General features: G+C 59.5%; 9 protein-coding genes and 1 pseudogene. 6 read left to right on the top strand and 4 right to left on the bottom strand.

Going from position 1 to position 9465, the window contains the following annotated elements; translation table 11 throughout:
* Positions 1–303: 303 nt before the first annotated feature.
* Positions 304–1451: pseudogene (locus tag C9427_RS30370) on the top strand (IS30 family transposase).
* 258 nt (positions 1452–1709) lie between these two features.
* Here the strand turns inward: C9427_RS30370 and C9427_RS30365 are convergent.
* The 3 genes from C9427_RS30365 to C9427_RS30355 are packed head-to-tail and all read right to left on the bottom strand — an operon-like array spanning position 1710 to position 4778.
* Positions 1710–1916 carry a hypothetical protein gene (locus tag C9427_RS30365; protein WP_107652714.1) on the bottom strand — a complete coding sequence of 69 codons (207 nt, stop codon included), beginning with the start codon at positions 1914–1916 and terminating at the stop codon, positions 1710–1712.
* Between the two features lie 6 nt (positions 1917–1922).
* On the bottom strand, positions 1923–4373 hold the full coding sequence (locus tag C9427_RS30360; protein WP_107652713.1) for a relaxase/mobilization nuclease domain-containing protein: 2451 nt from the start codon (positions 4371–4373) through the stop codon (positions 1923–1925).
* Positions 4374–4376: 3 nt separating this feature from the next.
* Positions 4377–4778, bottom strand: a complete 402-nt coding sequence (locus C9427_RS30355) for a MobC family plasmid mobilization relaxosome protein (RefSeq protein WP_107652712.1) — start codon at positions 4776–4778, stop codon at positions 4377–4379.
* 711 nt (positions 4779–5489) lie between these two features.
* Here C9427_RS30355 and C9427_RS30350 point away from each other — a divergent pair.
* The 5 genes from C9427_RS30350 to C9427_RS30330 all read left to right on the top strand — a co-directional run bounded on the left by C9427_RS30350 (position 5490) and on the right by C9427_RS30330 (position 8267).
* Entirely contained in the window at positions 5490–6203 is a 714-nt protein-coding gene (locus C9427_RS30350) for a ParA family protein (protein ID WP_107652711.1), read from the top strand.
* Positions 6196–6633 carry a hypothetical protein gene (locus tag C9427_RS34995; RefSeq protein WP_245437222.1) on the top strand — a complete coding sequence of 146 codons (438 nt, stop codon included), beginning with the start codon at positions 6196–6198 and terminating at the stop codon, positions 6631–6633. Before C9427_RS30350 ends, C9427_RS34995 begins: the two co-directional genes overlap by 8 nt.
* 30 nt (positions 6634–6663) lie before the next feature.
* Complete coding sequence (locus C9427_RS30340; RefSeq protein WP_107652710.1) at positions 6664–7029, top strand: hypothetical protein; 366 nt, start codon at positions 6664–6666, stop codon at positions 7027–7029.
* A gap of 244 nt (positions 7030–7273) precedes the next feature.
* Positions 7274–7750 (top strand): helix-turn-helix transcriptional regulator, encoded by a 477-nt coding sequence (locus C9427_RS30335; protein WP_107652709.1) that lies wholly within the window; start codon positions 7274–7276, stop codon positions 7748–7750.
* A gap of 85 nt (positions 7751–7835) precedes the next feature.
* On the top strand, positions 7836–8267 hold the full coding sequence (locus C9427_RS30330; RefSeq protein ID WP_107652708.1) for a thymidylate synthase family protein: 432 nt from the start codon (positions 7836–7838) through the stop codon (positions 8265–8267).
* A gap of 343 nt (positions 8268–8610) precedes the next feature.
* Here C9427_RS30330 and C9427_RS30325 read toward each other — a convergent pair whose 3' ends face one another.
* Positions 8611–9087, bottom strand: a complete 477-nt coding sequence (locus C9427_RS30325) for a DUF4160 domain-containing protein (RefSeq protein ID WP_107652707.1) — start codon at positions 9085–9087, stop codon at positions 8611–8613.
* Positions 9088–9465: the final 378 nt, after the last annotated feature.

Raw genomic sequence — 9465 nt, 5'->3', positions numbered from 1 at the left:
GCATTCTTACGTTTATTTGCCAAGCGACACCTGGAACTGTACACGCCTACATTGCTAGACGGCATGCCTTCGTTCCGGCAAAGCTGCGAATCGCGGGGCCACTGGCAATCCGCAGGTCGGCGGGTTCAGGCAATGCTCATTGAAAGATGGGCGGCCGACTTTCCTTTTGGCTGTAAAGCTCGGCGGGTTGTCGCTCTCAATTGCCGTCACAAATTGATCGGCGGGACGTGGCGACGCGGATGGCCGGGTGGGTTCAACCGGTCACTGCAACACCTTTAATCTGAGAAGATGAGGAGGTGTCGCATGGTCACGTCACGGGTCTGGTTTACCGCAGAACAGAAGGCTGAGCTCTGGGAGCGATGGAAGCAGGGTCAGAGCATTTCGTCGATCTCGCGAGCGCTGGAGCGCAGGACCAAAGGCGGCGTCCAGCGGATCGTATCTGTCCATGGCGGCATTGCTCGTCAGCAAGGCGTAGGGCGGCTTGGACGCTCGAGTTGGGGGAGCGCGAAGAGATCTCTCGCGGGATCGCGGCGGGTCTCGCAATACGCGCTATTGCACGAAGTCTCGGGCGATCCCCATCGACAATATGTCGCGAGATCTCGCGCAATGGCGGTGCACAAACGTATCGTGCAACCCGGGCTGACAAGCATGCTTGGGAGCGAGCGCTGCGCCCGAAGCAGTGTCGCCTGGCATGCTCTGGACGGCTACGATGGCGGGTGGCGCAAAAGCTGGCGCTGCAATGGTCGCCGGAGCAGATAGCGGGCTGGTTGAGGCGAGAGTACCCGGGCGATCCAAGCATGCGGATATCTCATGAAGCGATCTATCGCAGTCTATTCATCCAGTCGCGAGGGGTGCTCAAGAAGGAACTGACAGCGCACCTGCGTACCAAACGACAGATGCGCCTCGCCAAAGGCGCACAGAGCCGGACGGGGCAAGGACAAATACTCGATATGATCTCCATCCGCGACCGCCCCGTCGAGGCGGAGGATCGTGCCATCCCAGGTCATTGGGAGGGTGATCTGCTCACCGGTGCTAACGACACGAACATCGCCACCCTCGTCGAGCGACACAGCCGGTTCACGATGCTTGTGAAGTTGGCGAGAAGGGACTCGGCGACCGTCGTGAGGGCCCTCGCCGAGAAGATCGGCACATTGCCCGAAGAGTTGCGGCGCTCGTTGACATGGGACCAGGGCAAGGAGATGGCTCGTCACAGGAGCTTCACCGTTGCCACCGACCTACAGGTCTACTTCTGCGATCCGCGCAGTCCCTGGCAGCGCGGCAGCAACGAAAATACCAACGGTCTGCTCAGGCAGTATTTCCCCAGAGCAACCAACTTCTCCCACGTCTCGCAGACCCAACTCGACGATGTCGCTCTGCGGCTCAACCAGAGACCGCGAAAATCCCTGGACTTCGAAACGCCGGCCGATAGGCTGCAGGAGGTGTTGCAGTGACCGGTTGAACCCACCCCGTCATACGTGCCATTCGGACGGACCGGCATCGTCGGTGCCTTGCTTTTGTGTCGGAGCACTGCCCAAGCCTCGGCAGGCACTGCCGAATCCGCCCGGGCCAGCCAGTCCGCGCGCTCAGCCTCGGTGAGCGAATTCCACCACCGCATACCGGCTATTTCGTCAGCAGTCGGATTCCGGCTCGGATCGTCTGCCATTTTCTCATCCTTGCATAAGACTCGAGCGCCAGGGACCCCGCAACTATCAGAACGGCCAAAATCCGGCCAAAAAAGCCAGCATTTCGCTGCCCCACTGCATGAAGTTTTGGTACCAGCCAGACACCGTTTCATATGCAACCTGCAGTGCACCCAGGAAGAAAACGAAACAGATGACGACTGCAAATACCTTGCCAAACCCCTCGTCACCCTTCGGGTCGCTGCTCTGGTAAATGTAATCCTGTCGATTAAACATGATCCTCTAACGGTCCCGGTCGTCGCGGTCGCGTTCCCTTCTTTCTAGTTCCTCGCGCTCCAACTCCTCGAGGCGAGGAATATGCTGTGGCGCCGGATCGGTCCGCGTCGTCTCGCCCCCGCGTTGTGCGGCCTCCTTGTCCCTGTTTAACTTATCCTGCAGCCGATTTGTAGCATCTACGGTCGACGCCAGTTCGTGAGCCTGCTCGGCCGGTTCGTCCGGTCGGCGCTCGGCCTCCTCGGGGCGAAGATCTCGCTGCTGTTCGGTCACGGCATCGACATTTGCAGGGGTTTTGCCCTGCTCTTCTGCCGGCCGCTCTTGGGACTGCTCCGCCGCCTCGATAGCGCGCTTGAGGTCCAGATCCTTCTCGGCGACCTCGCGCATATAGGTGTTGCCCTGGACGGCAAGCTCCGCCGCGCGAGCGAGTCCGCGCTCAATATCAGATCGGAATACCCTTGGATCGTTGGAAAGCTCACCGGCCTCAATTCTATCCAAACCCTCGCGACTGGTTTCGATGTCCATAAGAACGTCATTTGCCGCCTCGACAACCGCCTCACCGTGTTTGGCGACTGCCGCATCCCACTGTTCATTCGCATCGTCTTGACGCTCCGGGCTTTCGGCTCGCTCGGTTGCGGTTCCCTGCTCCGCCTGCGCCTGACCCTTCATCTCGTAAAGCTCCATGAGCTCGCGTCGGCCGTTCACATGCTCGCGAGCAACAGACGCGACTTCATCAAAGTCGTCTCGCTCGTCCGGACCGACACTCCGTTCCAGCCGGAACAAGGCGGTCTCGACCTTCTTTTCATAGGCTTCAAACTCTGCTCGTGTTGTCTCGCGCATTTCCTGGCCCTCCAAAACGACTTTCTGCAAGGTTACCAGATTGGCGCGGAATTTCGACCCGAAATCTGCATGCACGACATTTACGCTCGCTTCGGTCTGACCAGCCGAAAGGCTTGCTGTCAAACGATCCCTCTGCTGTTCTGCATAAGCGACAACACGCCGATCACCACTGGCGAGCGCAATTTTCTGCCAACTCTGCGTTGCCTTTATGGCATACTCCTGGCTTCTTTCGGCCTTCGCCAGACTGCGCCGTCCGCCCCGCTTGGCGTCGTACCGTCCCTGTGCCGCCTCGCTGGTCCCGACGTGCTCGGTCCGCCCTTCCCTGCTCACCGGCCTCACCTGATTGCGGGTAAAGGCGGGCGGACTGGCGAACTCGCGACGATCGGTCATCTCCATCGCTATTCCCTGCGCCCGAGCCATCTGCGCCATTGTGGCCCGCCACTCCCGAAACACCTGAGGGGTCGTCTCGATCCGATCACCCGATTCCGATCGCATCGTGATGATCGCGTGCGCATGGACATGTGGCCGCTTGCCCCCCTCCCCTTCTGCCTTCGGATCATTGGCCGGATCATGCATGGCAAACACGTAGCGATGGCTGGCGAACTGCTCGGCAAGGAAGTCGCGTGCAGCGTTTTCAAACGCCTCGACATTCGTGCCGGCCCGGGCCGACATGATCAGGTGCATCACGTCGCGGCCTTTGCGGCTGTGCAGATCACCGCGCCATTCCTTTTGCACCAGGTCGCCAGCGAGCTTTTCGTCACCAACGATTTGGCCGCGGTCGTCGCGAACGTTGCCGTCATGAAGTTCGACCAGGCTCCGCAATTTGCTGGCGCCATACTCGACACCGTTACCGTAGCCCTGGAACGAGAACCGTGCAGCCACATCCTGCGCAGCCGCACTCCCGTCATATCGCGTCTGAATGATGCTGGCGGCCTTGTCGTCGCCAGTCAGCCGCTCGCCCTGCCCGCTTCTGAGCACCACCACCCCTTGAACCGTCAGCGCGCCGTCGGCCTGGCGCGTGACCGCATAAGCGTAGCGGCGATCGCCGAATGCGCTCGTCAAACTAGTCCTGACCAGCTCATGCATCGCCTCGTCTGACGAAACCGCCGCAGTCGCAATCTCTACGGTGAAGCTGCCGATATCGCGGCTCTCTGCACGGTTCTGGAACAGATGGTTCCAGTCTCCCCGCAACCGCGCCAGATCCTCGCGGCTGCTGATGCGCTCGCCGTTCTCGTTCTCGACGGCGAGTTCGCCGCCGCGCGACACATAATTCAGCATCGCCCCAACCCTCGCGCCACCGCCATAGGATGCCATTTTGACAACCGCGGGCTGGCTGCCCTGGGCAACCGCCGCTAGCCGCGCTTCAATTGGACGGGACGCATCAGCTGCCCGCGTCTCGGCCGCGAAGATCGGCTTGGCGGCCGGCCGCCGCATTTTCGGATGGCTGCCACCGCCGCCACCAGCACCACCGCCGCCGCCGAGCTCGGCCATCGCCTTCAATCGACGCTTCATTTCGTCTTCGGCCGACGAACGGCGTTTTGGCCCAAGCGATGCCTCATGCAGAAACGCCGAACGGCGCTGCTCCCATTCGCTCGTGAAGGCGCCGAAGAAGATTTCCACGCCTTACCCCTCCCCTCGCCGCATATGGCCGGCGCGCTTCGCCAACGATCGCAACTCCGTCATCACGGCCGCCTGGATGCGCTGCACGTTGCCAAGATTGATGTCGAGCTCGCTCGGGTGAACGCTCTTGCCGCTGTTTATTGATCGCGCCACTTGGTTCAGGTTCACGCCGATCGCGCGCATGTCCTCCAGCAGCAGCGCCATGACAAGCCGATCATCCTTGGTCAGGATCGGCCGGACACCCGCACCCTCAATAACGAGAGACCGGAAAAATCCCGAAACCGTCATGTCGGCCGCCTTCGCGGCCTTTTCGATCGCTGCATATTCGTCCGCGCTGACGCGGGCATGCACCATTCGACCCTTCCGGTCCGGCTCGAGCCGGACCTCGAATTTCGCGTCGTCCATTGGCCTTGGGCCCCCTCTCTGGCGCTTGCGGCAGGCATCGAGGGCTGGTTCCTCGATCGTTGGGAAAAATGTCGCACATTTTTCCGTATCCTGCCACCATAAATAGACGTGAAATTCACACTCAATAGAACCAACTTTTCGAGCGGCCCACACTTCGCTCGACTTTATCGCGACCATGAGCAGGGCCTTCGCCCCTGCCCATCAAACGTTAAAACGCTCTCCAGGGTTCACCTCCAGGACCGCGTTGTCGGCCTTTGTGTGCCCCTCGTACTCGCCCGCAAGGGACGCTCCGCTCTTCGCCCTGGCCGGCTGCGTGCGAGCGTCACAGACGGCCTTCGCGCGGCTCCGGGGTTCACCACAAAGGGAGCGGCAAGGCCTGCGGCGGCGCTGACGGCCTCTTTGGCCAAACGAGGGAAAATTGCGGTCGACTGGCGAGGGCTCCAGGGTTTGCTCAACGCCAGCGCGCGCACCATTCCAGTTTCACACGACTTGTTCACACGATGTGTTCACATGCCATGACGTTACGATGTGAACGTAAGGTGTGATTGAAGTATCACACCTTGGGATGGTGAGGCGTGATCGCATCGTGTAAAAACGCCATGCGAACGCAAGCATTCACTTCGTTTGGAAATGCAGTTGCCCAACAGGATGCATGAGCGTGGCGACGGTCCGCCGCGTTCGGCTTTGGGGGCGTCAAAAGAGGGATCAGACATGCCTCGAAGAATTTGCGCGATCAGCGGAAAAGGCGGCGCCGGGAAGACGACGGCCATTATCCTCGTTGCCGGCGAGTACGCTATTCAGGGAAAGAAGGTTCTTCTGATCGACGCCGATCCGCGCCAGAACCTCGCCGAATGGTGGAAGCGATGTGAGGCCAAGGACAATCTTCCGGCCAACATCGAGCTGCACAGCGCGGCAACGCAGCGAAGCATTGAAACCGTGCTGGCCGACCAAGACGGCGTCTATGACGTAATCCTGATGGACTCACCGGGCATCGACAGCGTTATCCGCGATACGATCATCCGCAACTCCGACCTGGTGCTGACGCCAATTCAGCCGAACCAGGATGAAATTAAGGCGGCCGGCGAAGCCGCCACCATCACGGCGGATATTGGCGACAGGGAGGGGCGCACTATTCCCCACGTCAACGTGGTGACGCGCATCGCCCTTCCGGGCCGCGTGCTCGAGGCCTACAGGCTGATCCGTCCGTTCATCGCCAATCTTCGCGACAACGGCTATGAATCGACGTTGATGGAAACCGAGCTCGCCGAAAGAAATTGCTACCGCGAAATCCGCAACGGCCTCGGCACCTTGCAGATGCTCGAGCTGACCGATCCGGTCATGAAGGGCCGCGCGGAGATTGCGGCGTTTGTGGCCGAGCTCGATCGCCATCTCGCGGCAAACCGGGAAAAGGTGGGAAATGTCTAAAGGCAAACTGTCCGTCTCTGACTTTCCGATCGCTCCGCGACGGCCGAAGCCAGCCATATCCAAAGCCGCAATGAAACCAGCCTCTGTGTCGGTAGGGGCAGAGGTGCGAACGGCTGCAAGGGAACCAGCAGCGGCGCTGGTTTCAGAAACGGATGCGACAAGGGAACGGCCGCGGCGCAGTCTGCCAAACCCGAGCGGTGAAGAGCGCAAGAGCAAAGCGATCGAACGTGCTCTGTCTCAGGAGGAAGGACGCTATCGCCTGCGCGACCTGAAGCGAGCGCACGAGCGGGAAGCCAAGCACTACGTCAATTGCCCCTTGGACTACGACACGAAGATGCGACTGCAAAAGGCCGCCTTCGACAACGACATCAAGATGACGGTGATTATAAAGGCGGCCATCGACCAGTTTCTCCGAGACAACGGCTATTGATCCGTGGGCGGCCGAAGCTTCCTGCTCGGGATGACGATCGGTATCCTTATTGGCATCTACGCCGCACCGTTCGTCGGTAGCCAAGGCTTCGACTTTGGTGAAGGCTCAAAGGCCGCTTCCCTATTGAACGGACTTAGGGAATCCGCTCTCGATGCGTCCATCCGGCCGTCTGACGAAACTGCCAAAGGCGAGCTGTTTCGCTTATCCAATTGGGATATCTCAATGCACGGGACCGGGTCGACGGTTACCGTGAAGCGATGTATTAGTCTCGGCAAAGATTCTATCGCGTGCGAACTCTTGGCGCATCTGGGGTGGGTCGATGGGGAAAAACTTGTCGAAGCTGTGTTCGAGGGCGAACCGGGTACTTGGCGAATGGTTGCAGCCAGGGCGCGCTGATTTTCTCTCAGTGGGCTGTGCCTATCCCCGCGCCAGCTCAAGGGCGTTATGGATGCAGGCTTCCGCTGGAAAGAACCATGGCGCAGCACAGCCCTGAGGTCCCCAATCCCTCGCCTGCGGAAATTCGTTATGCAAGTGAGTGCCAGAGCGTGCTTCGGTCAATCCCGTTTTGAATGTTTGATTGAGGTCGTCGCCATGTCCGCGACTGGAAAAAAGCGAGAAGGGAGAGGACGTGCCTAAGGATATGGACGCCTATAAGAACAAAATGGAATTGATTGAGACGATCGATCCCGAGATCGACAAGCCTGTTTTCCGCCGCCCAGGGTTCGAAGGGATCAAAACCCTCGGCGAGATCGATGAAAGAATTGCCACCTTCATCCGCAAGGCGCGCGAGGACAAGGATCTGACTCGCGCCGAGCTCGCGCCCTTGCTTGGCCTTTCGATGCAGGTTTACGGCCGCTATGAGCGCGCATTCTCAAAAATGCACGTCACGCGCATGATCCACCTGTGCGAAATCCTCGGGTTCATGCCGATGGAAATGCTGTTCAGTGCTGCCCCGCATTTATGGGGCCGTACGCCGGAGGAAGCGCGCGACACCATGGAACTCGCGCAACAGGTCGTGTCTCTGCCGCACGGCACCAAGCGCGATCTGCTGGCCCTGGTCAAGAAAATGGTCGCCCTGGAACGTGCCGCGGATGGAGCGGATAAGCACCAAAGCTGATTGATCCGGCTGACGACGGTCTATCGATCATTGTCGTCGAAGAAGTTGCCTTAGGCTGAGACCGGCTATCTATCGGGGCATACTCATGAAGAAGACTGTCGTTAGGATTATCTGTGCCATCGGCCAAGCGGGGCAGCTCGGCCTGAATGGCGGCCTTCCCTGGGAAGGCAACCGGTCGCCGGAGTTCGTCGCCGACGTTGCACGGTTTTTCGACATCACCAGAGGACACGTCTTGCTCGCCGGCCCCAAGACGATCGCGAGCGTTCCGGATTTTGCACGCGCGGATCGGGAACTTGTCGTCGTTCGCTCCAGCATGGATCCCGAGGACACGCTCAAGCGCTTTGCCGGCCGTGTTGTCTTCATCGGCGGCGGGCCACCGGTCTGGGACGCCTACGCGCGCTTCGTCAGCCACTGGGATGTCACGCGGCTGCCCTATGACGGGCCGGCAGACCGCTGGTTCGATGCAAGATGGCTTACAGGGGGCGGCGAAGTTGCCACAAATCACCGCGACCAATGAAGGCTCGGCTCGTATCGATCTGGGATTATTTAGACCACCTCGCGACCCAAGCTCCGGTCCGTATTTATGCAACTTTGACCCGATGTCGGTCGGCAACTCCGCGCCATGAGCTGCCGTTCGTGGCGCTTCTCCAAACCGGTCGTTCGCTGTACCGCGGGAATCGACCCGTTCAAGTTGTCGTGTTCGAGTTCGCTACGGCACGAATTTGACTCAAACGCGACTTTCCGGGGCCGAATTGCCTCCCAGATAGCAGAGACATTGGGCGCTACCAGCGCTCCTGACATCTCCTTGTGAAGCGTCACCTCGAACGCTATCCAACGATCTCTGCAAATCGATGATCACTTCATAATGTGCTGCCGCGTAGCTCCGCCACGATTGCATCGTCGACGCCATTGGCCCTCAAACCTCGCCAAACCTGCATAAGATTCGCTTGGTGTTCGGCAATCCACGGTTTCACAACACGGTCATAGCTCCCGTCGCCCGCAAGCAGTTCGCTATTGTCGATCGCATAAGAGGCCATGTGCTTTGAATGGTGGTAATCAATATGTAGATGCGCGCGGGGGTGGTTCCGATTGGCATCCATTCTCAGCTTCAGAAGGCGATGCCCCTTGAGCAAGATTTCCATGCCGCGCCGACCAGCGCGGCTCGGCCTTCGAAGCATGTCCTGCTCGGCCATTCGATCCTGCAGAATGCTCAAAGCGCCTTGAAGGGCAGCATCAAGCCACTGCCGTTCGTGGTCGGTATCCAGTTTGGCTGCCATTTGCGTAAGGTACACACTGCTATTCGCTTGCATTTCAGCTAATAAACCTCGGGTGCTCATTGTCCAGTCCTAGAAGTAGCATCACTTCCGGTCACCCGACTGATGCGCGAGGAGAGAACGATCGCGGAGCAGAGCCGATCCGTCATCCTTAGGCTAGGCATATCGCTTTCGGGGATCACCCTGCTTCAGTGGCGGAAGCAGCCTGCATATCGCTATGGCTTGCATGCCGGTTGTTAGCGTGGCCACCGGTGTGTCCAGGTTATATCCGCGTGGCAGTATTTGTGACCTAGTAAGCGCTTAACATTCAGCCCGTCGGCGGTCCGGTGAAAGTGCAAGTCGTCAAGAGCGACATCGAGGTCAACTTCCCGGGTGAACCGATAGCTGTCGGGCGTTATCAACTTAACTCGCGTTCAGGGATTTGCGGCATAGACCCGATGT

The organism is Mesorhizobium helmanticense, assembly GCF_003034915.1.
Taxonomy (GTDB): Bacteria; Pseudomonadota; Alphaproteobacteria; order Rhizobiales; family Rhizobiaceae; genus Mesorhizobium; species Mesorhizobium helmanticense.
The sequence above is the reverse complement of the archived record's forward strand: the minus strand, read 5'-3'. Positions and strand labels throughout refer to the sequence as shown.